General features: G+C 61.3%; 19 protein-coding genes. 10 read left to right on the top strand and 9 right to left on the bottom strand.

Annotation, left to right across the window (positions count from 1 at the left end):
* Positions 1 to 100: 100 nt before the first annotated feature.
* From QOV41_RS05460 to QOV41_RS05445, 4 genes are all read right to left on the bottom strand, one after another.
* Positions 101 to 1,108: an ABC transporter ATP-binding protein gene (locus QOV41_RS05460; protein WP_284580052.1), complete on the bottom strand. Its 1,008-nt coding sequence runs from the start codon at positions 1,106 to 1,108 to the stop codon at positions 101 to 103.
* Between the two features lie 14 nt (positions 1,109 to 1,122).
* On the bottom strand, positions 1,123 to 1,968 hold the full coding sequence (locus QOV41_RS05455) for a carbohydrate ABC transporter permease (protein WP_284580051.1): 846 nt from the start codon (positions 1,966 to 1,968) through the stop codon (positions 1,123 to 1,125).
* Positions 1,968 to 2,933, bottom strand: a complete 966-nt coding sequence (locus QOV41_RS05450; protein WP_415926769.1) for a carbohydrate ABC transporter permease — start codon at positions 2,931 to 2,933, stop codon at positions 1,968 to 1,970. The genes QOV41_RS05455 and QOV41_RS05450 overlap by 1 nt, the downstream gene beginning before the upstream one ends.
* Before the next feature lie 103 nt (positions 2,934 to 3,036).
* Positions 3,037 to 4,299, bottom strand: a complete 1,263-nt coding sequence (locus QOV41_RS05445; protein ID WP_284580048.1) for an ABC transporter substrate-binding protein — start codon at positions 4,297 to 4,299, stop codon at positions 3,037 to 3,039.
* 463 nt (positions 4,300 to 4,762) lie between these two features.
* On the opposite strand from QOV41_RS05445, the gene QOV41_RS05440 reads away from it, so the two are divergent.
* Complete coding sequence (locus QOV41_RS05440; protein WP_284580046.1) at positions 4,763 to 5,800, top strand: substrate-binding domain-containing protein; 1,038 nt, start codon at positions 4,763 to 4,765, stop codon at positions 5,798 to 5,800.
* A gap of 39 nt (positions 5,801 to 5,839) precedes the next feature.
* A complete protein-coding gene (gene sseA, locus QOV41_RS05435; protein ID WP_284580045.1) occupies positions 5,840 to 6,673 on the top strand; it encodes a 3-mercaptopyruvate sulfurtransferase in 834 nt (277 codons plus the stop codon).
* A gap of 73 nt (positions 6,674 to 6,746) precedes the next feature.
* On the opposite strand, the gene mmsB is transcribed toward sseA, so the two are convergent.
* From mmsB to chvE (QOV41_RS05415), 4 genes are all read right to left on the bottom strand, one after another.
* Complete coding sequence (gene mmsB, locus QOV41_RS05430) at positions 6,747 to 8,030, bottom strand: multiple monosaccharide ABC transporter permease (RefSeq protein WP_284580044.1); 1,284 nt, start codon at positions 8,028 to 8,030, stop codon at positions 6,747 to 6,749.
* Positions 8,027 to 9,559 carry a multiple monosaccharide ABC transporter ATP-binding protein gene (mmsA, locus tag QOV41_RS05425; RefSeq protein WP_284580042.1) on the bottom strand — a complete coding sequence of 511 codons (1,533 nt, stop codon included), beginning with the start codon at positions 9,557 to 9,559 and terminating at the stop codon, positions 8,027 to 8,029. Before mmsA ends, mmsB begins: the two co-directional genes overlap by 4 nt.
* Before the next feature lie 83 nt (positions 9,560 to 9,642).
* On the bottom strand, positions 9,643 to 10,719 hold the full coding sequence (gene chvE / locus QOV41_RS05420) for a multiple monosaccharide ABC transporter substrate-binding protein (RefSeq protein WP_284580040.1): 1,077 nt from the start codon (positions 10,717 to 10,719) through the stop codon (positions 9,643 to 9,645).
* 306 nt (positions 10,720 to 11,025) lie between these two features.
* Positions 11,026 to 12,102, bottom strand: coding sequence for a multiple monosaccharide ABC transporter substrate-binding protein (chvE, locus tag QOV41_RS05415; protein ID WP_284580039.1), 1,077 nt, complete (start codon positions 12,100 to 12,102; stop codon positions 11,026 to 11,028).
* Positions 12,103 to 12,551: 449 nt separating this feature from the next.
* Here chvE (QOV41_RS05415) and QOV41_RS05410 point away from each other — a divergent pair, with 449 nt between their 5' ends.
* The 8 genes from QOV41_RS05410 (at position 12,552) to QOV41_RS05375 (ending at position 22,192) form a co-directional block, all read left to right on the top strand.
* Positions 12,552 to 13,331: a FadR/GntR family transcriptional regulator gene (locus tag QOV41_RS05410; RefSeq protein WP_284580037.1), complete on the top strand. Its 780-nt coding sequence runs from the start codon at positions 12,552 to 12,554 to the stop codon at positions 13,329 to 13,331.
* 75 nt (positions 13,332 to 13,406) lie between these two features.
* A complete protein-coding gene (locus QOV41_RS05405; protein WP_284580035.1) occupies positions 13,407 to 14,363 on the top strand; it encodes a sugar-binding transcriptional regulator in 957 nt (318 codons plus the stop codon).
* 126 nt (positions 14,364 to 14,489) lie between these two features.
* Positions 14,490 to 15,800, top strand: coding sequence for an ABC transporter substrate-binding protein (locus QOV41_RS05400; protein ID WP_284580034.1), 1,311 nt, complete (start codon positions 14,490 to 14,492; stop codon positions 15,798 to 15,800).
* A gap of 167 nt (positions 15,801 to 15,967) precedes the next feature.
* A complete protein-coding gene (locus tag QOV41_RS05395) occupies positions 15,968 to 16,840 on the top strand; it encodes a carbohydrate ABC transporter permease (protein ID WP_284580033.1) in 873 nt (290 codons plus the stop codon).
* Positions 16,841 to 16,957: 117 nt separating this feature from the next.
* Positions 16,958 to 17,788 carry a carbohydrate ABC transporter permease gene (locus QOV41_RS05390; RefSeq protein WP_284580031.1) on the top strand — a complete coding sequence of 277 codons (831 nt, stop codon included), beginning with the start codon at positions 16,958 to 16,960 and terminating at the stop codon, positions 17,786 to 17,788.
* A 168-nt stretch (positions 17,789 to 17,956) separates the two neighbouring features.
* A complete protein-coding gene (locus QOV41_RS05385) occupies positions 17,957 to 18,961 on the top strand; it encodes an ABC transporter ATP-binding protein (RefSeq protein ID WP_284580030.1) in 1,005 nt (334 codons plus the stop codon).
* 96 nt (positions 18,962 to 19,057) lie between these two features.
* Complete coding sequence (locus QOV41_RS05380; RefSeq protein WP_284580029.1) at positions 19,058 to 20,530, top strand: mannitol dehydrogenase family protein; 1,473 nt, start codon at positions 19,058 to 19,060, stop codon at positions 20,528 to 20,530.
* Positions 20,531 to 20,605: 75 nt separating this feature from the next.
* Complete coding sequence (locus QOV41_RS05375) at positions 20,606 to 22,192, top strand: FGGY-family carbohydrate kinase (RefSeq protein ID WP_284580028.1); 1,587 nt, start codon at positions 20,606 to 20,608, stop codon at positions 22,190 to 22,192.
* A gap of 13 nt (positions 22,193 to 22,205) precedes the next feature.
* Here the strand turns inward: QOV41_RS05375 and QOV41_RS05370 are convergent, their stop codons facing one another.
* Positions 22,206 to 23,708, bottom strand: a complete 1,503-nt coding sequence (locus tag QOV41_RS05370) for a sensor histidine kinase (RefSeq protein WP_284580027.1) — start codon at positions 23,706 to 23,708, stop codon at positions 22,206 to 22,208.
* Between the last annotated feature and the right edge of the window lie 15 nt (positions 23,709 to 23,723).

Raw genomic sequence — 23,723 nt, 5'->3', positions numbered from 1 at the left:
CGGCTCGATTGTTCTATCGGCGGCGAGCTTACGTCCGCATTCCGCATGCCCGCCAGTACCGTGCTGGCGAGGGCAAGCGCGACATAGCGTCGCCATTTCTTTACGAGATGGGCTTGCCGGCTGCGTCGAAACGGTGCACCCGATCGTCCATGGGCGAGATATGGACCGTGTCGCCGGAGTGGTATGTGTTCGGACCATCCAGCCGCACCACAACCGGCTCTTCGGTGCCCATCTCGAGATAGACATAGGAGTCCGCGCCTAGATTTTCGGTGTGGATCACCTTGCCGCTCCAAAGCCCATCGCTCGGCTTGATGATGATGTGCTCGCCGCGGATGCCCACGGTATGGGCACCAAACGGTTCTGCCAGTGCTCCGGAGATGAAGTTCATCTTCGGCGAACCGATAAAACCCGCCACGAACACAGAGTTCGGCTTTTCATAAAGCTCCATTGGCGTGCCCACCTGCTCGATCAGCCCGTCGCGCAGCACGCAGATTCGATCGGCGAGGGTCATCGCCTCCACTTGGTCATGAGTCACATAGATCATGGTGGTGTTGGCCATCTCCTCGTGGAGCTTGGCAATTTCGATGCGGGTAGCGACGCGCAGCGCCGCATCGAGGTTGGAGAGCGGTTCATCAAACAGGAACACCTTGGGATCGCGAGTAATGGCGCGCCCAATGGCGACGCGCTGCCGCTGTCCGCCCGAAAGCTGCTTGGGAAGGCGATCGAGATATTGCCGGATTTGCAGCATGTCGGCGGCCTTCTCCACCCGGCGGCGGATCTCGTCCTTGCTCTGCCCCTTCTCGAGCGTCAGACCGAAGGCCATGTTATCGTAGACCGTCATATGCGGATAAAGCGCATAGCTTTGAAACACCATGGCGATGCCGCGCTTGGACGGTGCGAGGTCATTGACCACCTTGCCGTCAAACAGCATGTCGCCCGAGGTAATGTCCTCCAGCCCCGAGATTAGTCGCAGCAAGGTGGACTTGCCGCAGCCAGAGGGACCAACGAAGACCATGAACTCACCAGACTTGACCTCCAGGTCTACGCCCTTGATCACCTCGACCACGCCGAAGGCTTTGCGGATGTTGCGAAGCTCGATACTTGCCATTTCAGATAAGCTCCTTAGCCCTTGACGCCGCCGGCGGTGAGTCCACTGACGATCTTGCGCTGGAAGATGAGCACCAGGGCCACAAGCGGCACGGTGACGATGACCGAGGCGGCCATGATGGCGCCCCAGGGGATTTCAAACTGCGAACCGCCCGAGAGTAGCGCGATGGCCACCGGCACCGTGCGGGTCATGTTCGAAGAGGTGAAGGTCAAGGCGAATAGGAACTCGTTCCAGGCCCCGATGAACGCAAGCAGGCCAGTGGTCACCAACGCCGGCCACATCAGCGGCATGAACACGCGGGTGATGATGACCCAGGGGGTGGCACCATCAACGATTGCCGCCTCCTCGATCTCGATGGGCAGGTCACGCATGAAGGTGGTCAGCACCCAGACAGTGAAGGGCAGCGTGAAGATCGTGTAGGAGAAAATCAGGGCCCATGGGGTGTTGTAGATCCCCAGAAACCGGATCAGCTCGAACAGGCCCGCCAGCACGGCAATCTGGGGGAACATCGACACCGCCAGAATTGTCATCAGCAACAAGCTTCGCCCGCGGAATCGCACCCGGCTAAGGGCAAACGACGCCGTGATCGCGAGGAATAGCGCCAGCAGAACCGTGACGCTGGCGATAAAGACCGAGTTCAGCAGATTGCGCGGGAAGCTGCCGGTGTTGAGAACCTGCTGATAGTTCTGCAGGCTAAACGACGTCGGCCAATAGGTGATGCGGAACAGATCGGTACCCGATTTAAAGCTGGTCAGGATCGCGTAGTAGAACGGGAACACGCTGACCACGACGATGACAGTGACCAGGAGGTAGAAGAGCACCGTCTTGATGAGCTTCCGCGGATTCATGGTGGCACTCATCAGCGCTGCCCTCCGTCAAAGTTCACCTTGCCCAACCAGATGTAGAGGATGGTAAACAGGGCGATGATCAGGAACAGCAGCGTTGACTGCGCTGATCCATAGGCAAAATTGTCGAACTCAAAGAGGTTCTCGCGCGCCAGCACAGACATGGTCTTGGTGGTGTCTGAATTGGGCGTCAGCACATAGATTAGATCGAAGATGCGCAGCGCATCGAGCACGCGGAAGATGATCGCCACCATCAGCGCCGGGCGCACCAGCGGCAGGGTGATCTTGAAGAACTGCTTGACCGGATGAACCCCATCGATCTCGGCAGCCTCGTAGATGTCCCTGGGGATCATCTGCAGGCCCGCAAGGATAAGCAACGCCATAAAGGGCGTGGTCTTCCAGATATCGACGATCAGCACTGCGGTCATCGCCGTGTCGGATGATGCAGTCCAGGCAACCTTCTGGCTGAGAAGCCCAAGGCGCAAGCCAATATCATTGAGGATGCCAAACTGGTCGTTCAGCATCCAGCCCCACATGCGGGCCGAAACGATGGTGGGGATGGCCCAAGGGATCAGGATTGCCGCACGAACCAAGCCGCGTCCGCGGAATTCGGCATTGAGCACCAAAGCCACGATCATGCCGAGGACTGTTTCCCACAGCACCGACCAGAAGGCGAAGCGCACCGTGTTCCAGACCGCGTTCCACCAGCTGGCGTCCACCAGGAGGCCGCGATAGATGGTCCGCCCACTCTCGAGCGTCCGCCAGTTGAGGTAATTGGCAAAGCCAACCCACTCAGCGCCATAGAGGTCGTTGAGCGAGGCATCCGTGAAGGAGAACCAGATCGAGCGCAGCAGTGGCCAGCCGGCCACGATGAACAGGGCGATCAGCATGGGAAGGAGGAACAGTCGCGCAGCACGCACCCGCTGCTGCATCAATTCCGATCTGGCCCTTGGCCTGCCCGACGTCACCGGTGACGTCATTGCTTCAGTGGCCATGCGGTAGGTCTCCTCCCAGTACCCACTTATCGGTGCGGAGCGGACGCCAGGTGGACCTGTCGCCCGCTCCGCTTGACTTGAGAACGGCTTAGTTCAGCAGTTCTTCGAGATCGAGTTCGAGAACCTCGAGGTTCTCTGCAGCCGAGCCATTGCCCGAGAGCGTATTGTGAACTGCCGACCAGAACAGCGAGGAAACCTCGTTATAGTCGGACTGCGTCGGGGCAGACGGACGCGGCACTGCGTTCTGGAAGATTTCCTTCCAGTTCGGGATGATCGGAGCGGCTTCGGCAATCTCCTCGTCATCATAGAGCGCTTCGATTGTTGGCAGATTGGTCTGCTTGATCGCGCGTTCCTTCTGGATCTCCGCCGAAGTTAGGAAGAGGGCCAACTCGGTTGCTGCGTCGGGGTTCTGCGAGTACCTGGACACGGCATAGTTCCAGCCACCCAGCGTAGCGGCCGAACGGGCGTCCGGGCCTTCTCCTGCTGGAAGCGGGGCCACGTCGAACTGCCCCTGAATAGCCGAATCCTCGCTTTCACCGAGGGCGTAGGCATAGGGCCAGTTGCGCATGAAGACGGCATTGCCGACCTGCCAAACGCCGCGGCTTTCCTCTTCCATGTAGCCCAGCACGCCCTCTGGCGAGATCGTACCGATCCAGCTCTTGGCTTCCTCGAGCGCTGCTACAGCCTGTTCGTTGTTGATGGAGATGGTGCCATCGGCTTCCACGATCTGGCCACCGCCATAGGACTTCACCCATTCCAGGGCGTTGCAGGTCAGGCCTTCATAGGCATTGCCCTGGAACACAAAGCCCCACATGTCGGCATTACCGTCAGCCCGCTCACCGTCCATGATTTCCTGGGCGGTTTCGCGGAGCTCAGGCCAGGTGGTCGGCACTTCCTTGTCGTACTTCTCGAGCAGGTCGGTGCGGTAGAACAGCGCCGGCGCATCCGTGTAGGCAGGAATGGCGACGAGCTTGCCGTCCACCGTCTGCGACTCGATAATCGAGGGGAAGTGTTCGTCCACCACATCGGCGGCAGCTTCGCTGAGGTCGAGGAACTGATCGGCAAGTTGGGGAGCCCAGATCACGTCCGTGGTATAAACGTCGATGTCCTGATTTCCAGCGGCGAGCCACAGGCGATACTGGCCGAACTGGTCAGTGGTGGACGATGGCATTGGCACCACGGTCACAGTGTGCCCGGTACGCTCCTCAAACTTGTCGAGCTGCTCTTCCAGAAAAGCCAAGCCATTGCCGGTGTCACCCGACACGATCGACAACTCGGCAGCCTGCGCTGCGCCCGCGGACACCAGCGTGACGCTGGTCAGCAGCCCAACGAGCTTCTTGTTGATTTTCATTAGATATCCTCCCGAATGAACCAAAATGGTGGGAGGCGCAATGAGTCCCGGCCTGAGATGACCAGAACAGCTCCTCCCTCGAAACACTTTGCCGCAGGTGCTTTTTGCCCCGCAATCCAAAGCGCTTTGGCTGAAAAGGAAACAGAGCAGCCCCAGTCTGTCAAGCGCCACTCCTCGAGAATCTTAAAAAGAAGCCGGCAATGGAGAAAGAAACTCGTTCTGGACCAATAGCTTAGTTCATGGACTTTCTCCTCGCCGTTAATTTTTGACCATCCAAAGCTGATGTACGCACCTCAAACGAGCACCAGCCGTTTTGCATACTTGCACTTCAATTTGATATCGCTTTGAATGCGCGATGGAGGAGGTGCGGAATGCCGTCGGGGCGCTCCGCCTGCTCGCAAGTGGTTCTTCACACGCCGATCAACAGGCGCATAGCCGGACCCGCCTTGCGAGCCGTTTGAGGATGAGACTGAAGGATCTGGCCGAGCATCTCGGCCTGTCGCAAACCACTGTCAGCCGCGCGCTCAATGGCTATCCCGAAGTCAAGGAGGCGACCCGCCGCCGCGTGGCAGAAGCCGCTGCGCGCCTCGGCTATCGGCCGAACGCCAGTGCCCTGCGCCTGGCAACTGGTCGCTCCGGCACAATCGGCATGGTGCTGCGCGGGTCGGCTGAATTTGGTCCGCACACCAGCGAGTTCCTGGGCGGTCTCGGCAGTCGGCTCGCACACGAGGAAGTCGATATTCTCGTCACCACGGTCGAAAGCTACCAGGACGAGGTCGCCGCCTATCGCCGGGCCGCCGCCAGCCAGAAGGTTGATGCTTTTATCCTGCATTCACCCAAGCTGCTCGACGAACGCGCCGAACTCCTGATCGAGCTCGGCATCCCCTTTGTCCTGCATGGCCGCACCAACATCGCCCATCCCGTAGCATGGCTGGACATCGACAATACGGGAGCGATGGAACGCGCCACGAGCCACTTGGTCGACCTCGGCCACCGCCGCATCGCACTGCTGAACGGCGCCAAGGGCCTGACCTTTGCTGAACACCGCGAGATCGGCTATCTCGCCGCCCTTTCCGCTCGCGGCGTGCCGTTCGACCGAACCTTGATAGGCAATTCGGTGTTCACCGACGAGATCGCCTTCCGGATGGCACAGGCCATGTTGGAACGGCCTCAGCGTCCCACGGCTTTCCTTGCAGGCTCGATGATGACGGCTTTAGGCATTTTCCGCGCCATCCGGCAGGCAGGGCTCACCTTGGGCAAGGAGGTTTCGATGATCGCGCACGACGATGTCTTCCCCTACCTCAACGCCGACAACATGTATCCCACCATGTCCACCACGCGCTCCTCCATCCGCCAGGCGGGCGTGCGGGTCGCCGAACTCATCCTGCAATTGCTGGCAGGGAAGCGCGCCGAAGACATCCACGAGCTCTTGCCGGTCGAACTGGTGCTGCGCGAAAGTTCCGGACCTGCGCCTGCTCCGGCCTCCGTTTCGGCGGCCTAGTCCTCGCCGCTCATCCTCAGAACTGCTAAACTGGCCATCATGCACAATCCCTTTGTTTCCACCGACTGGCTAGCCGCCCATCTCCACGATCCGCATCTTGTCGTGCTCGACGCCAGCTGGCATCTGCCCGGCGCCGAGCGCAACGCCCATGCCGAATATCTGGCAGGGCATATTCCTGGCGCTGTGTTCTTCGACATCGACGCCATCTCCGACGAGACAACCGACCTCCCCCACATGCTGCCAGCACCCTCGCAGTTTGCGCGGCAGGTGGGGGAACTGGGGATTGCCGACACCGACGTCATTGTCATCTATGACGAGCTTGGACTGTTCAGCGCGCCCCGCGCCTGGTGGTCCTTTACCACCATGGGCGCGGAGCGGGTTTTCATCCTTGCCGGAGGTGGTCCCAAATGGCGCGCCGAAGGCCGTCCGCTCGAGACGGGCCAAGTTGAGCGCGAGCCCCGCCATTTCGAGGTGCACGTCGATGATGACGCCGTGGCCGAGTTTGCCGAGGTGCAGCGCGCCAGCCGCACCCGCGACGCACAGATCGTTGATGCGCGGCCCGCCCCCCGCTTCAATGCCGAGATTCCCGAGCCGCGGCCGCATCTGCGGGGCGGTCACATTCCGGGCAGCACCAACATCCCCGTTGGCCTCCTTACCGAGAAAGGCCAGATGCGCTCCGTCGAGGACCTCCGCACCCTCTTCGCCGAACGCAAGGTGCATCTCGACCGCCCCATCATCACCACTTGTGGCTCGGGCGTGACCGCCTCCACCCTCGCTCTCGCTCTGCAATTGGCAGGCGCCGAAGAAGTGGCGGTCTATGACGGCTCCTGGGCGGAATGGGGCGGCCGCAAGGACACCGACATCGAGCCCTGAGAAGACGCCAGGGACAGAACACAAAAAGGCCGCCGGCTCTCACCGGCGGCCTTTCTTATTTCGGGTCCGCAGTTTAGGCGGCGCGGTTCTTGTTGTAGAGGTCGAAGAACACCGCGGCGAGCAGCACGACGCCCTTGATCATCTGCTGCCAATCGATGTTGACGCCCATGATCGACATACCGTTGTTCATCACGCCCATAATAAACGCACCGATCACCGCGCCAGCCACCTGGCCGACCCCGCCCAGCGCCGAGGCACCACCGATGAACACGGCTGCGATCACGTCGAGTTCAAGCCCCTGCCCGGCCTTCGGCGTCGCCGAGTTGAGACGCGCGGCATAGATCATGCCAGCAAGCGCTGCCAGCGCGCCCATGATGGCGAAGACATAGAAGGTCATCCGCTCGGTCTTGATGCCCGACAGCGCCGCGGCCTTGACGTTACCACCCAGTGCGTAGATGCGACGGCCAAAGGTCATGCGCTTGGTCACGAACACAAAAAGCGCAATCAGCAGACCCATCACGACTAGCACGTTGGGCAGACCGCGATAGGAGGCCAGCATGTAGCTGAAGAACAGCACCAGGCCGGCGATCACGATGTTCTTGACCACAAACAGGCTAAAGGGCTCGGTTTCATAGCCGCGCGCCTTGCGACGGTTGCGCCCCCGGATGGAGAAGAACACCATCGCCACGATAGCCACAATGGCAATCACCATGGTGGTGGTGTGCAGCGTCAGCGCCTGCACGCCTTCACCAGCCTCGATCAGCGTGATGGGACCAAACACATCGGGAATGAAGCCTGCCGAGAGAAGCTGGAATTCGGTAGGGAACGGACCGACAGAGCGTCCCGACAGGATCGCCAGCGACAGACCCTTGAAGATCAGCATACCCGCTAGCGTCACGATGAACGCCGGAATCCGGTAATAGGCAATGAGATAACCCTGCCCCGCCCCGATGGCCGCCCCCACAAGCAGACACAGTGCGCCCGCGATCAGCGGATTAGCCATGAAAGCCAGCGCCGGCGGCAGGTCCCAGCCCACCATCAGCATGGCCGCGAGAGCCCCGATGAAGCCCGAAACCGAGCCAACGGAAAGGTCGATATGGCCAGCCACGATGACCAGCAGCATGCCCAGCGCCATCACAATGATGTAGCTGTTCTGCAGGATGATGTTGGTCAGGTTCACCGGCTTGAACAGCACGCCATTGGTGAAATACTGGAAGAACAGCATGATCAGGATCAGGGCCAGCAATAGCCCGTAATCGCGCATGTTGGACTTGAGCGCCCCCCACATGGTGAGCTCTTTCATCTGGGCCTTTTCAGCTCCGGCGGTGAGGCCCGTTGGTGCGGTTTCCGTGGTCATGATGCTTTTCCTTCAGCGCGAACGATAGCGCGCATGATCTTCTCCTGGCTCGCTTCGTTGGTCGGCATTTCGCCTACGATGCGGCCTTCGTTCATTACATAGAGGCGGTCGGTAATACCAAGCAGTTCCGGCATTTCCGAAGAGATGACGATGACGGCTTTGCCCTGCGCTGCCAGCTGGTTGATGATCGTGTAGATCTCATACTTGGCGCCAACGTCGATGCCGCGCGTCGGCTCGTCCAGGATCAGCACCTCGGGATTGGCGAAAAGCCACTTGGAGAGCACGACCTTTTGCTGGTTGCCACCGGACAGGTTGCCGGTGACCTGATAGACGCTTGATGAACGGATATTGGTCTTGCGCCGGTAGTCATTGGCAGCATCGAGCTCAGCCAGGTCGTCGATCACGCCCCAGCGCGAGATGCCGTTAAGATTGGCTAGCGTCGTGTTGTGCTTGATGTGGTCGATAAGGTTGAGGCCGAAGGTCTTGCGGTCCTCGGTCGCATAGGCGATGCCGTGCGAGACTGCCCGCTGCACGGTCGAGGTGTCGATCTTCTGGCCCCGGAGATAGACCTCGCCCGAGATGCGTTGACCGTAGGACTTGCCGAAGACGCTCATGGCGAATTCAGTGCGGCCCGAGCCCATCAGCCCGGCAATGCCCACCACTTCGCCCTTGCGAACGGCAATGTCGATGTTGCGAATGATCTGCCGCTCGCGGTGCTGCGGGTGGTAGACCGACCAGTTCTTCACCTCGAACACGACTTCGCCGACGTTCGGCGTGCGGGCGGGATAGCGATCGTCCAGCGAGCGGCCGACCATGGAGGTGACGATCCGGTCCTCGGTGATCTCTTCCTTGTTCATCGTCTCGATGGCGCGGCCGTCGCGGATAACGGTGATCCGGTCGGAGACACGGCTAACTTCGTTCAGCTTGTGGCTGATCAGGATCGAGGTGATACCCTGCGCCTTGAATTCCAACAGCAGGTCCAGCAGCGCCTGGCTGTCCTTTTCGGACAGGGAAGCGGTCGGCTCGTCCAGAATGAGCAATTGCACGGATTTGCTGAGCGCCTTGGCGATTTCCACCAATTGCTGCTTGCCCACGCCAATATTGGTCACCAGCGTATCGGGGTCTTCGGTCAGCCCGACCATGCGCAGCAGCTTGCGCGCGCCCTCGCGCGTCTCGTCCCAGTCGATGACGCCGCCGGTGGCCTGCTCATTGCCCAGGAAGATGTTCTCGGCGATCGAGAGCATCGGCACGAGCGCTAGCTCCTGGTGGATGATGACGATGCCTTTGTGCTCGCTGTCGGCAATCGAGCGGAAGTGCTGCTCTTCACCCTTGTAGATGATTTGCCCGTCATAGGAGCCGTGCGGATAAACACCGCTCAACACCTTCATCAGCGTTGATTTGCCGGCACCATTCTCACCCACGATGGCATGAATCTCGGCCTCTCTAATGTCGAGATTGACATCGGAGAGCGCCTTTACGCCGGGGAAAGTCTTGGTGATGCCGCGCATCTCCAGGATCGTCTTCGTCATACTGGCTCTACTGTTCGGCGGGCTTGCAGCCCGGTCAAAGCTAGAATGGGTCCCGCGTTGCCGCGGGACCCTGGTTTACCCTGCTACTGCAGGTCGGATTCGCTGATGTAGCCTGAGTCTACAACAAGTTCCTGATAATTTTCGGCATTGACCTCGTAAGGGGTCAAAAGGATCGACGGAACAACTTTGACGCCGTTGTCATAGGTGGTCGTGTCCAGCCCTTCGGGCGTTTCACCCGACAGCACTGTGTCCACCAGACCGGCTGTTACACGCGCGAGTTCGCGGGTGTCCTTGTAGACGGTCGAATACTGCTCGCCATCGATGATCGCCTTGATCGAGGGAACTTCGGCGTCCTGACCGGTAATCACCGGCCACTGCAGATCACCCGAACCATAGCCGATGCCACGGAGCGACGAAATCACGCCGCGGGCGAGATTGTCGTTCGGTGCCAGCACGCCATGGACCACGGTCCCATCGGAGTAGTTGGCCGACAGAAGATTATCCATGCGCGACTGGGCGGCAGCACCGTCCCAACGCAGCGTGCCGACCTGCTCCATGCCCTGCTGGCCCGACTTGACGACGACATCGCCCGAGTCGATCAGCGGCTGGAGGACGCTCATGGCGCCATCGTAGAAGAAGAACGCGTTGTTGTCATCCGGCGAACCGCCGAACAGTTCGACATTCCAGGGCTTCTGGTCGGGGAAGCGCTCTTCGAGGCCACGCACCAGCGAATTGGCCTGCAGCACGCCCACCTGGTAGTTGTCGAAGGTGGTGTAGTAGTCGACGTTCTCGGTGTCACGGATCAGGCGGTCATAGGCGACCACTTCGGTGCCTGCGGCGCCAGCCTGCTCCAGCACGGCGCTGAGGGTCGTGCCGTCGAGCGCTGCGATGATCAGAGCATCGGCGCCCTTGGTCACCATGTTCTCGATCTGGGCCAGCTGATTGGGAATGTCGTCACCCGCATATTGCAGGTCGACGGTGTAGCCCATCTCTTCCAGCGCAGCCTTCAGCTCGGCACCATCCGAGTTCCAGCGCAGCGTGGTCTGCTCGGGCATCGCGACGCCGATCAGACCCTTATCCTGCGCGAAAGCCACGCCCGACGACATCAGCGCAACGGCACTGACGGCGGTGATCGCGGCAAGTGATTTCATTACAGTCATACTCATCTCCCGTAGAGGTTAGCTGGTCCTGGGATGGGTAAGTAGATGCAGAGCCCGCCACCCGCCGCTAAGCGACGCCAGAGGCGGAGCCAATACCTGGCCGAGCAATGATCTACTGTATTCCTCCAATCGGCGCCTGAGCGCCCTGGCCCTCCCAAGCCAACGGCTTGAGACTAAGAGAATGCAAAAACTTGCGCAAGCGGTTTGAGGTACGTGCATCGACTTGCCACTCTGCTGCGAGTATCTCGCCGTCTCCCACCCGCAGGAAATGGGCCCCACGTTGCCGCGGGGCCCTTGATCGTCAGTTTACTGGATTTCGGCTTCGGTCAGGTAGCCGGAGTCGATAACCAGTTCCTTGTAGTTCTCGGCATTGACCTCGTACGGGGTCAGCAGGATTGACGGCACGACCTTGACACCATTGTCATAGGTGGTGGTGTCGAGGCCTTCCGGCTCGCCGCCCTGGACCACGGTGTCGACCAGGTCAGCGGTGACGCGGGCCAGTTCGCGAGTGTCCTTGTAAACGGTCGAGTACTGCTCGCCGGCGATGATCGCCTTGACGGACGGTGCCTCGGCGTCCTGGCCGGTGATCACTGGCCACTGCTGGTCGCCCGAGCCGTAGCCAACGCCGCGGAGCGACGAGATGATGCCGCGGGATAGACCATCATAGGGGGCCAGCACGCCGTGGACGACGCTGCCATCCGAGTAGTTGGCCGACAGGATGTTGTCCATGCGAGCCTGGGCGACCGCACCGTCCCAACGCAGGGTACCGACAGTGTCCATGCCCTGCTGGCCGGACTTGACCACGATGTCGCCGCTGTCGATCAGCGGCTGGAGGACCGACATGGCGCCGTCATAGAAGAAGAACGCGTTGTTGTCGTCCGGCGAACCACCGAACAGCTCGACATTCCAGGGCTTCTGGTCGGGGAAGCGCTCTTCGAGACCCTTCACCAGTGAGTTTGCCTGCAGCACGCCGACCTGGAAATTGTCGAAAGTGGTGTAGTAGTTGACGTTCCCGCTTTCCCGGATCAGGCGGTCATAGGCAATGACCGGAATGTCCTGGGCAGCAGCCTGGTCCAGCACGGCGGACAGCGTGGTGCCGTCAATAGAAGCGATCACCAGGGCTTCAGCACCCTTGGTCACCATGTTCTCGACCTGCGAAAGCTGGTTCGGGATGTCGTCTTCTGCGTACTGCAGGTCGACGGTGTAGCCTTTTTCTTCCAGCGCGGCCTTGAGCTCGTTGCCGTCCGAGATCCAGCGCAGCGAAGACTGCGTCGGCATGGCGATACCGATCAGGCCCTTGTCCTGAGCAAATGCCGTTGCCGATGCGGTCATAGCAACGGTGCTGACTGCCAGCACGGTGGCAAGCGTCTTCATAATTGTCACGTCTCGACTCCCTTTTGTCTTTCGTGTTCAGAAGCTTTGATTGGTCTTCAGGGGAGAGTGTCGCAGGTTGTGTCGTGCAGCGCCTGGAACGAGCTCACAGGCGCGCTGCGCCCGGAAACCGGCATCAGGATCAGCCGAACCGGCACCCCGTGGGCGCTGGACCAGTCTGTGCTGCATGAGATCCTCCTGCGGGACGGCATCGGCCGCCGGGGCCCTCCCAAGCCCACGGGGCGGAACCTAAGATAGTCAGACACCTGCTGTAAAGTGGGCGCAGCATCTTCTCGGCACTTTCTCCCATCTCTCATCATTAAGGATAACAGCCTGTCGCGGGCGATTGCGCAGCTCCAGCGCTCCCGCTATCGTACTTACGCCCCTGAAGAGGCAATGCCCGAAAGACCATCAAGCGGCGCGGGCAATTGGACGAGGTATCAGATATCTCGGGAGGACTGATGAGCATTTCGGATGGCGAAACGCGCGCCGAGCAGCCTACCGCTGCCGGTGCGGTGGCGGAGGATCTCGCCAAGATGATCCTGGACGAATTGGCACCCGGATCGAGCCTACCCAGCGAGGCTCATCTGGCCGAGCGTTACGATGTGAGCCGCCTCACCATCCGGGAAGCAGTGAAGCTTCTGGCTGGGCGCGGCCTCGTCGAGCTCGCGCGCGGCCGCAAGGCCCTAGTGCGCGAACCCGACGGCGCCGCCTTTACCGATTTCCTCACCTCCATTGTGCGCTACGACCCCAAAGGTCTCTACGACCTTGTTGAGGTACGTCTGTCACTGGAGGTCCAGTCCGCCACACTGGCCGCCAAGCGCGCCACCCGGGCCGGCGTCGCAGCCATCGAGAGCGCCCTCGACGGCATGACGGAAATCCTTGACCAGGCCGACGGCGAACTGACTGAGGACCAGGAGTTCCGGTTCCACACCTTCGACGTCGGCTTTCACGAGGCCATTGCGCTGGCCAGCGGCAACCGCGTCCTCGGCTATCTCTTCGAGGCCATGGCCCAGCCTCTCCGCGAGGGTTTCTTCATCAGCCGCCGTGGCCATGAACAGCGCGGCCACACGCTCCAGGACGTGCTGGCGGCCCACCAGCAGATCCTCGACTGCATCAAGGCGGGCAGTGGCCGCGCCGCCGCCGATGCCATGCGCCTGCACCTCAAGGACACTGAGCGCGATATCCGCGCGGCCGTGAGCCAGCTCTCGGTGCGCCCACCCCGCTCGAGCAAATCGTGAGATAAGGCAGTCGCCCCCTTGCAGCTTCGCCGCCCATGCTTGAATAATCTGCCTCCGAAATGATCGGAAGCACCTATGGCGCCTAGAATCGACAATTCCAGCACCAGGCTGGACGATGCCGCACGCGCCGGTTGGCTCTACTATGTCGCCGGCAACACCCAGGAAGAGATTGCCGCACAGCTCGGCATTTCCCGCCAGTCGGCGCAGCGCCTTGTCTCGTTGTCGGTCACCGAAGGCCTCATCAAGGTGCGGCTGGACCACCCCATCGGCCGCTGCATGGATTTGGCGACGCGGCTCAAATTCCGCTTCGCCCTCGATTTCGTGGAGGTCGTCCCGTCCGACCCTGCGAGCCAATCCACCACAATTGGCATCGCTCAAGCCGCTGCCGCAGAAATGGAGCGCTGGCTCAAGCGGCCCGACCCCATCATCATGGCCATCGGCACCGGCCGCACGCTCAAGGCCGCGGTCGAACAGCTGGCGCCGATGGACGCGCAGCATCACCGTGTGGTCTCGCTCACCGGCAATATCGCGCCGGATGGCTCAGCGGCGTTCTACAACGTCATTTTCAACATGGCCGACACGGTCAAGGCCCGCAGCTTTCCCATGCCCCTGCCCGTCATCGCCTCCTCGGCCCGCGAGCGCGAACTGCTTCATGCCCAGCCCATGATTCAGGAAACCCTGTCGCTCGCCGCCCAAGCGGACATCACCTTTGTCGGCGTTGGCGATATCGGCCCCGACGCCCCGCTCTTTCTGGATGGCTTCGTCACCGCTCCCGAGCTCAAGGCCCTGCAAAAGGCAGGCGCGGTTGGCGAAATTTGCGGTTGGGCCTTCGACGATGATGGGCGGCTGATCGAAGGCCAGACCAATGACCGTGTCGCCTCGGCTCCTCTGCCATCGCGCGAACGCGGCCTCGTCGTGGCAATTGCCATGGGCAAGCGCAAACTGCCCGGCATTCGCGCCACACTCAGCAGGCGTCTGGTCAACGGCATTATGACCGACGAGCGCACCGCCGAAGGCTTGCTCGCCACCTGACCCTCCTTCTTTTGCGCAACGTACCTCACCGCCGACGGCGTTCAGGGCACTTGACATCGGTGATCAATAAGTGAGTATTTGCCCATCGACGGGACAAATGCCCGCACCGATCCAGGGAGGACATCAATGAAACTCACACCCATTCTCATGGGCGCCTTCACCCTTGCGCTCGCCACTTCCGCCTCTGCGCAGACCCTCACGATTGCCACGGTGAACAACGGCGACATGATCCGCATGCAGGGGCTGTCGGATCAGTTCACCGAAGCAACCGGCATCGATCTCAACTGGGTCGTGCTGGAGGAAAACACTCTTCGCCAGAATGTCACCACCGATATTGCCACCAATGGTGGGCAGTACGACGTGATGACCATCGGCACCTACGAGGCCCCGATCTGGGCCGCCCAAGGTTGGCTGGCACCGCTGACCGCCCTCTCCGAGGACCCCGAATACGACGTTGATGATCTGCTGCCCGCCATCCGCAGCGGTCTCTCGCATGAAGGCGAGCTCTATGCCGCGCCCTTCTATGGCGAGAGCTCCTTTATCATGTACCGCAAGGACCTGATGGAGGAAGCGGGCCTGGAAATGCCCGATGCACCCACCTGGGAATTCATCGCCGAAGCCGCACGTGCCATGACGGACCGCGACAACGACATCAACGGCATCTGCCTGCGCGGCAAGGCTGGCTGGGGCGAGAACATGGCGTTCCTGACAGCAATGGCCAACAGCTTCGGGGCCCGCTGGTTCGACGAAAACTGGCAGCCCCAGTTCGATAGTCCCGAGTGGAAGGAGACCCTCGATACCTATCTCACCCTGATGGCCGATGCAGGCCCCTCCGGGGCGTCATCCAACGGCTTCAACGAAAACCTGACGCTGTTCCAGCAGGGCAAGTGCGGCATGTGGATCGACGCCACGGTTGCAGCCTCCTTCGTCACCAATCCCGACGACTCCACCGTCGCGGACCAGGTTGGCTTTGCCCTGGCCCCCGATACCGGTTTGGGCAAGCGCGGCAACTGGCTTTGGGCTTGGTCACTCGCCATTCCCAATAGCTCCCAGCAGCAGGATGCGGCAGCCGAGTTCATCAAATGGGCGACCAGCAAGGAATATCTCGAGCTTGTCGCTGAACAGGAAGGCTGGGCGAACGTGCCTCCGGGCACCCGCACCTCGCTCTACGAGAACCCTGACTACCAGGCGGCAGCCCCATTCGCGCAAATGACGCTGGACTCCATCAATGCGGCCGACCCGGCTAGTCCAACGGTTGATCCGGTGCCCTATACCGGGGTGCAATTCGTGGCCATCCCCGAGTTCGCAGGCCTTGCCACCAATGTTGGCCAGCTCTTCTCAGCGGCACTTGCCGGGCAGATGTCAGCTGACGACGCTCTGGCCCAGGCCCAGGACGCCGCCACCCGCGATATGACCCGCGCCGGCTACATCCAGTAGAGCTAGTCCGTAGGGTGGGGATGCTTCGGCACCCCCACCTATCCTCCCCCTGGGAGGGGGAGGAGCCGATCCTGCCTGTGGCAGTATGCTGCCCATGAGTGGAGCCACCCCTCCCCCGGCCAGGGGGAGACTGGGTGGGGGTTCTCTCCACAAAGGAGATCTTTCAATTGGCCACCGCTCAAACCCGCACCCTCTCCAGGATCATGATGGCGCCGGCCGTGCTGGTGCTCCTGGTCTGGATGGCTGTGCCGCTTACCATGACCATCTGGTTCTCTTTCCAGAACTACAATTTGCTCAACCCGATGATGACGGGCTTCGCCGGCTGGGGGAACTACCTCTACGTCATCGGCGATCCCAGCTTCACGCAGGCGCTCATCAATACGCTGCTCCTTGTGGGCGGTGTGCTCCTCATCACCATCATTGGGGGCACCCTGCTCGCCCTGCTGCTCGATCAGCCGATCTGGGGCCAGGGCATCCTCCGCATCCTTGTTATCTCGCCTTTCTTCGTCATGCCGCCTGTGGCCGCCCTGATCTGGAAGAACGGCTTCATGCATCCCGGCTACGGCATGCTGGCGCACCTCTGGGAGTTCTTCGGACTCGAGCCGGTTGATTGGTTCAACCAATACCCGCTCCTTTCCATCATCGTCATTGTTGCCTGGCAGTGGCTACCCTTCGCAACCCTGATTCTCCTGACGGCTCTCCAGTCGCTCTCCGAGGAGCAGCGCGAGGCCGCCGAGATGGATGGCGCCAACGCGATCAACCGGTTCTGGTACATCATCATGCCGCACATGGCCCGGGCGATCACCATCGTAATCCTGATCCAGACCATCTTCCTGCTCGGGATCTTTGCCGAAATCCGCGTTACCACTGGCGGCGGCCCCGGCTACGCCTCGACCAATTTGACGTTCCTCGTCTTCCGCACCGGCATTCTCTCCAACGATATCGGTGCCGGCTCCGCTGGCGGGGTCGTTGCCGTCATCCTCGCCAATATCGTCGCCATCTTCCTGATGCGTGCCGTGGGGAAGAACCTCGATGCTTGAGTTGGTCCGCAGCGTAGGACGCACAATGGCGTCGCCCACTCGGTGCAGCACCTCCTCCCTTGTGGGGGCGGCCGGGAGCGGGGCATCCCTCCGTCCACACATATCGGAGACGCACTAATGGCCCGCAGCGCCTCCACCCCAACCAAGATTGGCTATACCGCCCTCGCCTGGGCCATCGCGCTCTTGCTGTTCTCGCCCATCCTCTGGACCATTCTCACGGCGTTTAAGACCGAAGCCGAGGCTATCGCCACCCGACCGACGTTCTTTCCCGAGACCTTCACGCTCGAAAACTTCGCCGCGGTCCAGCAGCGCTCCGACTACGTCAAGCACGCCACCAATTCGGTCATCGTGTCCCTCGGCTCCACCTTGCTTGGTCTCATCATTGCCATTCCTGCCGCCTGGGCCATGGCGTTCGCGCCCACCAAGCGCACCAAGGACGTGCTGATGTGGATGCTTTCGACCAAGATGATGCCAGCGGTCGGTGTCCTCATCCCGATCTACCTGATCTTCCGCGACTTGCGCTTGCTCGATACCGTGCACGGGCTGACGATCATCATGACGCTGATCAACCTGCCGATCATCGTCTGGATGCTCTACACCTATTTCAAGGAAATTCCGGTCGACATCCTCGAAGCGGCCCGCATGGATGGCGCCGAGCTCTGGAACGAGATCACCCACGTTCTGGTCCCCATGGCCGTGCCCGGCATCGCCTCCACAGTCCTGCTCAACGTCATCCTCGCCTGGAACGAGGCTTTCTGGACAATAACGTTGACCTCAGGCCGCGCCGGCACCCTCACCGCGTTCATCTCTTCCTTCTCGTCACCCCAAGGCCTGTTTCTGGCGAAACTCTCCGCTGCCTCGCTCCTCGCCATCGCGCCCATCCTCCTGTTGGGCTGGTTCAGTCAGAAGCAGCTCGTCCGCGGCCTTACCTTCGGAGCGGTGAAATGATGCGCCACTTACCCCCACCCGACCTCCCCCTCAGAAGGGGAGGCGCAGCGCAGTGGTTCATCGGCATCATGCCAGCCTCGATACGTCTCTCCCTCTCCCAGGGGGAGGTCAGGTGGGGGTTCGTACAGACCCTCCTGCCGCAAATGCCGTCCAGGGAAGGACACTAGAATGGGCTCCATCACGCTCGAACACGTCAACAAGTCCTTCGGCGACGTCCAAGTCATTCCGGACATCTCGCTCGACATCAAGGATGGTGAATTCGTCGTCTTTGTCGGGCCATCGGGCTGCGGCAAGTCCACCCTCCTGCGCCTTATCGCCGGCCTAGAGGACACGAGCTCGGGCCGTATTCTGCTCGACGGGCAGGACATGACCAAAGCCCCGCCCGCCCGGCGCGGCCTTGCCATGGTGTTTCAGTCCTACGCGCTCTACCCCCACATGAGCGTGCGCGACAACATCGCGTTCCCGCTCAAGATGGCCAAGACCTCCAAGGAGGTTATCGACCAAAAGGTTGAGTATGCCGCCCGCACCCTCAATCTCACCAGCTATCTTGACCGTCGTCCCAGAGCGCTGTCCGGTGGTCAGCGCCAGCGCGTCGCCATTGGCCGGGCCATCGTGCGCGAGCCCAAGGCCTTCCTTTTCGACGAGCCCCTGTCCAATCTCGACGCCGCTCTGCGCGTCAACATGCGTCTTGAGATCACCGAACTGCATCAGCAGCTCAAGACCACCATGATCTACGTCACTCACGACCAGGTCGAGGCCATGACCATGGCCGACCGCATCGTTGTGCTCAATGCCGGCAATGTCGAGCAGTTCGGCTCGCCGCTCGAACTCTACAAGCGCCCCGCTAACCGCTTCGTCGCCGGGTTCATTGGCTCGCCCAAGATGAACTTCCTCGATGGGCCCGAAGCGGCCAAGCACAACGCCCACTCCATCGGCGTCCGCCCCGAGCATTTCACTCTCGCGCGCGATCCCGCTCCCGGCACTTGGAAGGGCACGGTCGGCGTTGCCGAACAGCTCGGCTCCGACACCTTCCTCCACGTCCATGTCGAGGGGCATGACCTGATGACTATCCGGACCGATGGCGATCAGACCTTCAAACACGGTGACGCGGTCTATCTCACGCCCGACCCGACCCGGATCTATCGCTTCGACGCAGCGGGCCAGGCGATCTAGCCATGTTCATGAGGGTTGCAGCCCATCCATCACGTCATTCCCGCGTACGCGGGACCCCCTGTTTCCCTCGGGAACGGCTCCGGAACTAAGAACGCCATGACCAAGCTTTCCACCGCCACCCTTCCCACCATCGCGACCGCCGCGGCCCCGCGCTACACCCGCACCGACCTTTCCCCCGGGATCGTCCATTTCGGCGTCGGCAACTTTCATCGCGCTCACCAGGCGGTCTATCTCGACGCCCTGTTTAATCTCGGCGTGGACCATGATTGGGCCATTGTCGGCGCGGGCGTGCGCGAAGCCGACGCGGCCATGCGGCAAAAGCTTGAGGAGCAGGATTGGCTGACCACCGTGGTCGAGCAGGAGGCGGAGCACTCCAGCGCCCGCATCGCCGGCGCCATGATCGACTATATTGAGCCCGGCGACAGTGCGTCTGTTATCGCTCATCTTGCCGATCCAGACACGCGCATCGTTTCGCTGACCATCACCGAGGGCGGGTACTATATCGACCCGGCCTCGCAGCGCTTCGACCCCACCCATCCCGACATCGCTCATGACGCCGCCCACATGGAGGCGCCCAAAACTGCCTTCGGCCTGATCCTCGCCGGCCTTATCCGCCGCCGCAAGGCAGGGGTCCAGCCCTTCACCGTAATGAGTTGCGACAACATTCCTGGCAACGGCCACGTCACCCAGAACGCGGTCGCCGGCCTAGCCGATCTTGTCGACCCCGCGTTCGCCGAATGGGTGCGCACCGCTATCGCCTTCCCCAACGGCATGGTCGACCGCATCACCCCCGCGACTTCCGACCGCGAACGCCAGCTCCTCCTCGACCAGTTCGGCATCGATGACAATTGGCCGGTCTTCTGCGAAGCCTTCAAGCAATGGGTTCTCGAGGATAACTTCCCCGCCGGTCGCCCTGCCCTCGAAAAAGTGGGCGTGCAGTTCGTCGACGATGTTGCGCCCTACGAGCACATGAAGATCCGCATCCTCAATGGCGGCCATGCCACCATCGCCTATCCGGCGGCACTTCTTGATATCCATTTCGTGCATGATGCGATGGCGGACCCAATGGTGAGTGACTTTCTCGCCAAGGTCGAACGCGAAGAGATCATCCCGGTTGTCCCTCCAGTTCCGGATACCGATCTCCACGACTACTTTGCGCTCTGCCAGCGCCGGTTCGCCAATCCCAAGATCGGCGACACCACGCGGCGCCTCGCTCTCGATGGCTCCAATCGACAACCGAAATTCATCATTCCGTCCGCACTTGACCGTGTTCAAGGGCAACAGTCCGTTACCGGTTTGGCACTCGTTTCGGCACTTTGGTGCCGCTATTGCTACGGCACCACCGAGAGCGGAAAGCCTATAGAACCCAACGATCCCAGCTGGGATCGCCTCACCGCTCAAGCCCGCCGCGCCAAGGAAAACCCTGCCGCTTGGCTGGAAATGACCGACATCTATGGCGAACTCGCCCAACATCCCGGTTTCACCACCGCCTTCAGCCAAGCTCTTGAACACCTTTGGAAAAACGGCACTACGGCGACGCTCAACACTTACCTCACTGGCCACCTTTGACCCAGTTCTCCCCCTAGCCCGCCTCCTCGCCTTCCGCTACGGTCCGCCCGTTGGGGGAGCAGGGGGCGGTCTGACTTGTCGCAAAACCTCTTGGTTGGAGTGGATGTCGGCACTGGCAGCGCGCGGGCTGGCGTTTTAACCCCCGCAGGCGCTTTGCTCGGCCGGGCCGAGGCACCCATCGCCATGAATCGGACCAGCGCCAATTTCGCCGAGCATGACAGCGAACAGATCTGGCAGGCGGTCTGTACCGCCGTGCGGGCAGCTCTCGCTGCCGCGGGCGTCGAACCCTCCACCGTCGTCGGCATTGCTTTCGACGCGACATGTTCCCTTGTGGTTCGCGATGCAAGCGGACAGCCCGTCACGGTCTCCGTAGGCGGGGAAGACCGCTGGGATACCATTGTCTGGCTGGACCATCGGGCCCTCGCCGAAGCCGAAGAGTGCACGAGAACCGGCCATGAGGTGCTGAACTTCATCGGCGGCGTCATGTCGCCCGAGATGGAAGCGCCCAAGCTCATGTGGCTCAAGCGCCATCTGCCACAAAGCTGGTCTCGCGCTGGCATGATGTTTGACTTGGCAGATTTCCTGTCGTGGAAGGCTACCGGATCGCTGGCGCGTTCACAGTCGACGCTCACTTGCAAATGGACCTATCTCGCCCACACCACTCCCGCCTGGCGCCAGGATTTTCTAGAGGCGATAGGCCTTGAAGACCTCCTCGCGAAAGCCGCATTGCCCCAGCGTGCCAGCCCGGTTGGTGAGGATTTAGGCTGCCTTAGCTTTGCGGCGGCAGACGAACTAGGCCTCACCCAAAACTGCCGCGTCGGGGTCGGGCTCATCGATGCCCATGCCGGCGCACTGGGCGTTCTGGGGGCCTTTACGCCAGATGTGACGACCATCGACCGCCATCTTGCGCTGATAGCGGGCACCTCAAGCTGCGTGATGGCTCTCTCCGCCGAAGCGCGCCCGACGAATGGTGTTTGGGGGCCATATTTCGGCGCCGTGCTGCCGGGCGTCTGGCTCAATGAAGGCGGCCAGTCGGCAACTGGCGCCCTGCTTGATCATATCATCTGCTGGCACGGCGCCGGTGGCGAGCCGACGTCTGAGCGCCACCAGGCCGTTGCCGAGCGGATCACGCAGTTGCGGCAGTTCGAGGGCATTGCACTCGCCAGTCGCCTCCACGTCTTGCCCGACTTTCACGGCAACCGCTCGCCTCTAGGCGATCCCTCTGCCCTAGGCGTAATCTCCGGCCTTACGCTAGACAGTGACTTCGACTCGCTCTGCCGGCTCTATTGGCGCACCTGCGTCGCCATCGCACTGGGCGTCCGCCATATTCTCGAAACGCTTAACACCCGCGGTTATGCCATCGACACACTCCACGTTACGGGAGGCCATACCAAGAACCCGCTGCTGATGGAGCTTTATGCCGATGCAACCGGCTGCACTGTGGTGCGGCCTGCAGCAGAGGATGCCACCCTTCTCGGCATGGCGATGGTCGCTGCCACTGCCGCCGGCGTTTACCCGAGCCTCGAAGCGGCCTGCGTCGCCATGCAGCAAGGGGGAGAGGCCCAGGCTCCCGACCCGGCAGCACGCCCCCAGTTCGATCGCGACTACCGCATCTTCCTTGAGATGCTGCGCCAGCGCCAAGCTATCGACGCGATCGCATGACCGCCCTCTCCTGCTAACTCGGCAGCGGCAGCCAGATTGTGGCACTCACGCCGTCTGGATCGAAGCTAAGTTCCACCTCGCTGTCGAGCACCTTGGCCAAGCTCCTCTCGATTAGACGCGCGCCAAGGCCGTATTCTTCGGGCTTGCTGACGGCAGGACCACCCTTCTCCCGCCAGTGCAGTTTAAGCCCACGTTCGGGAGTTTCCGCGATCTCCCAATCTATCTCTACAACGCCCATCGAACTGGCCCACGCACCGTGCCGGTGCGCGTTTGTCGTGAGTTCGTGGAGGATAAGGCCTAACCCTAGCGCATGATCGGGCGGAAGCATCACGTCTTCTCCCTGCACCTTCGCTCTGTCCGGGCGTGTGAGGAAGTTGGGGCCAAGCTGCGAAGCCACCACCTCATAGAGCTGTACACCAGACCAATCCCTGTCCGCTAGCAGCACGTGAGCCTCCGAAATAGTTCGCAGGCGGCCCGTGAATGCCTCCAAAAATGCACGTGGATTGGGATTTTGCCTGATAGTCTGACGCGCGACCGACTGGATCATCGCCAAAGTGTTCTTGACGCGATGGTTGAGTTCGCGGAGCAGCATGCGCATCTGTTCGGCATTCTGCTTGCTTTCGGTCGTATCGATGCTGGCGCCCATCATCACCAGGGGACGCCCCTCAGCGTCCCGCTGGTACACACGGCCACGCATGGCGAGCCACCGCGCAGAGGTGGCAACGCGTGCCTCGCTGCTATAGTCGGTACCGTGCGTCAGGCTCTCTTGCAGCGCCTCCTCCACGCGAGCTCGCTCGCTCGCGTGAGTGGCGTCTAGTATCTGCTCGAGACGAATAGTGCCGGTTTCGGGAAGATCGTACATCCGACGAAATGTGTCGTTGCACGCCACCTCGCCTGTTCCGATGTCCCACACCCAGCTACCAACTTTTCCCGCTTCAAGCGTCAGCGCGTGGCGCCACTCTTCGCGCATCAATGCAGCTGCGGTTCTGGCCCGCACCCGGGCTTCATCCTTCAGCGAGAAAAGAGACGAGGCCAGCGCAGCAATATCCCCAAGTTGCTCGATGGCTTGGTCATCCACATCAGCTCTTGGCTGGGCACTAATGACACAGAAGCTGCCGAGCCGCTCACCGCCAACCACAATTGGAGCTCCCGCGTAGAAGCGAATGTTCGGGGAACCTATAACCTGAGGATGAGACTTGAAGCGCTCGTCAAGGCTCGCGTCGAGAACCACCAGCGCCTTGGAGGCCGTCAGGGTCTGTGCCGCAAAGGAGAACTCACCTCCAATCTCCGCAGCTGTCGTGCCGAAGCTTGAGCGCACCCACTGGCGCTGTTCGCCAACCAGGGAAACAAGCGCGATCTCTGCGCCAAAAATATGCGCAGCCATCCGGCTAAGCCGGTCGAAATCGCTGTCGGGAGCCCCGTCGAACTCGTCCAGTGCAGCCAGCGCACGCAGCCGCACCGGATCATTCAGGACCTCCCGAACACTCTCTGGAAGGTGTGTCCCCAAAACTACCACTTACTATCCTGGTGC

The sequence above is a fragment of the Devosia sp. RR2S18 genome (assembly GCF_030177755.1).
Classification (GTDB): domain Bacteria; phylum Pseudomonadota; class Alphaproteobacteria; order Rhizobiales; family Devosiaceae; genus Devosia; species Devosia rhizosphaerae.
This window is presented reverse-complemented; position numbering and strand designations above follow the sequence as displayed.

What these genes read in the sequence shown, in the direction of transcription:
- QOV41_RS05460 (WP_284580052.1), bottom strand. Translation starts at nt 1,108, where the DNA reads ATGGCAAGTATCGAGCTTCGCAACATCCGCAAAGCCTTCGGCGTGGTC.
- QOV41_RS05455 (WP_284580051.1), bottom strand. Translation starts at nt 1,968, where the DNA reads ATGAGTGCCACCATGAATCCGCGGAAGCTCATCAAGACGGTGCTCTTC.
- QOV41_RS05450 (WP_415926769.1), bottom strand. Translation starts at nt 2,933, where the DNA reads ATGACGTCACCGGTGACGTCGGGCAGGCCAAGGGCCAGATCGGAATTG.
- QOV41_RS05445 (WP_284580048.1), bottom strand. Translation starts at nt 4,299, where the DNA reads ATGAAAATCAACAAGAAGCTCGTTGGGCTGCTGACCAGCGTCACGCTG.
- QOV41_RS05440 (WP_284580046.1), top strand. Translation starts at nt 4,763, where the DNA reads ATGAGACTGAAGGATCTGGCCGAGCATCTCGGCCTGTCGCAAACCACT.
- sseA (WP_284580045.1), top strand. Translation starts at nt 5,840, where the DNA reads ATGCACAATCCCTTTGTTTCCACCGACTGGCTAGCCGCCCATCTCCAC.
- mmsB (WP_284580044.1), bottom strand. Translation starts at nt 8,030, where the DNA reads ATGACCACGGAAACCGCACCAACGGGCCTCACCGCCGGAGCTGAAAAG.
- mmsA (WP_284580042.1), bottom strand. Translation starts at nt 9,559, where the DNA reads ATGACGAAGACGATCCTGGAGATGCGCGGCATCACCAAGACTTTCCCC.
- chvE (WP_284580040.1), bottom strand. Translation starts at nt 10,719, where the DNA reads ATGACTGTAATGAAATCACTTGCCGCGATCACCGCCGTCAGTGCCGTT.
- QOV41_RS05410 (WP_284580037.1), top strand. Translation starts at nt 12,552, where the DNA reads ATGAGCATTTCGGATGGCGAAACGCGCGCCGAGCAGCCTACCGCTGCC.
- QOV41_RS05405 (WP_284580035.1), top strand. Translation starts at nt 13,407, where the DNA reads ATGGCGCCTAGAATCGACAATTCCAGCACCAGGCTGGACGATGCCGCA.
- QOV41_RS05400 (WP_284580034.1), top strand. Translation starts at nt 14,490, where the DNA reads ATGAAACTCACACCCATTCTCATGGGCGCCTTCACCCTTGCGCTCGCC.
- QOV41_RS05390 (WP_284580031.1), top strand. Translation starts at nt 16,958, where the DNA reads ATGGCCCGCAGCGCCTCCACCCCAACCAAGATTGGCTATACCGCCCTC.
- QOV41_RS05385 (WP_284580030.1), top strand. Translation starts at nt 17,957, where the DNA reads ATGGGCTCCATCACGCTCGAACACGTCAACAAGTCCTTCGGCGACGTC.
- QOV41_RS05380 (WP_284580029.1), top strand. Translation starts at nt 19,058, where the DNA reads ATGACCAAGCTTTCCACCGCCACCCTTCCCACCATCGCGACCGCCGCG.